Below are 614 nucleotides of genomic sequence, written 5' to 3'. Positions count from 1 at the left end.
CGTGCCGGGGGACTGGTCTTTCTCGAGAAACTCGATGGTCTGATTCAGGAATCGGGGCAACTGATGGGAGCGAAGCCCACTTTAGCCGACCACGCCATATTCCCCTTCGTCCGCCAGTTCGCCAACCATGACCGTAGCTGGTTCGACCAATTGCCCCTGCTTGCGCTGCAGAAATGGCTCGGCGATCATCTTGCGTCTGCGTTATTCACCACGACGATGGTGAAATATCCGCAGTGGATGAGTGGAGATGAGGAACCGGTTTTTGCTCTGGAAGTGGCGGCGTAGCGCGGGCCAAAGATAGGGCACGGGAGTGGCGTTAATTCGGGCGAAGCCATCGTGGTTTGGGAATAGTTGCATCGGTCACCGCTATCCGGACTCGCACAAAGCCGCAAAGACGCAAAGCGCCACGAAATTGAAGCGGGATTGCGCTGTATCTTATAGCCTTCGTGGCTTTGTGTCTTCGTGCGAGCCTGACCATTGCTACGTCATGCCGAAAAGCTGACAGCGAAGACCCGGTTTGTTTTCTGTGACCTTTGCCCCGAAGCCCCAGATTTCCAGCATTTGTGGACCGGGAGCCGGTCGCCGAGTGTGACCTTCCATCTCTCCATCCTCTA

The 614-nt window shown here is 56.2% G+C and carries 1 pseudogene; it reads left to right on the top strand.

Annotated features, from left to right (window positions below):
• Positions 1-285: pseudogene (locus V7665_RS13730) on the top strand (glutathione S-transferase); the annotation flags it as partial.
• Between the last annotated feature and the right edge of the window lie 329 nt (positions 286-614).

It is taken from the genome of Parasphingorhabdus sp., assembly GCF_036964675.1.
GTDB lineage: Bacteria > Pseudomonadota > Alphaproteobacteria > Sphingomonadales > Sphingomonadaceae > Parasphingorhabdus.
The sequence above is the reverse complement of the archived record's forward strand: the minus strand, read 5'-3'. Positions and strand labels throughout refer to the sequence as shown.